This is a genomic window from Janthinobacterium foliorum, assembly GCF_978021625.1.
In genome coordinates this window covers 1-345 of the sequence record NZ_CDXDQE010000078.1, presented here as the reverse complement: position 1 = coordinate 345, position 345 = coordinate 1, and the positions used below count along the sequence as shown (strand labels likewise).

Below are 345 nucleotides of genomic sequence, written 5' to 3'. Positions count from 1 at the left end.
GCGTTGACGCAGTGCTGCGTCTGGCCGATGCGCTGGATGCTTACATCCCAACGCCAGAGCGCGCTGTTGACGGTGCGTTCCTGATGCCAGTGGAAGACGTGTTCTCGATCTCGGGTCGCGGTACCGTAGTCACCGGTCGTATCGAGCGCGGCATTGTTAAAGTCGGCGAAGAGATCGAAATCGTTGGTATCACCGATACCGTCAAAACGACTTGCACTGGCGTGGAAATGTTCCGCAAGCTGCTGGACCAAGGTCAAGCAGGCGACAACGTTGGTCTGCTGCTGCGCGGCACCAAGCGTGAAGACGTGCAACGTGGTCAAGTTCTGGCAAAGCCAGGCTCGATCA

At 58.0% G+C, this 345-nt stretch carries 1 protein-coding gene; it reads left to right on the top strand.

What is annotated here, in order from left to right:
- Positions 1 to 345: EF-Tu/IF-2/RF-3 family GTPase (locus tag ACZ92H_RS29570; RefSeq protein WP_465051987.1), on the top strand; the 345-nt coding region annotated here is incomplete at both ends.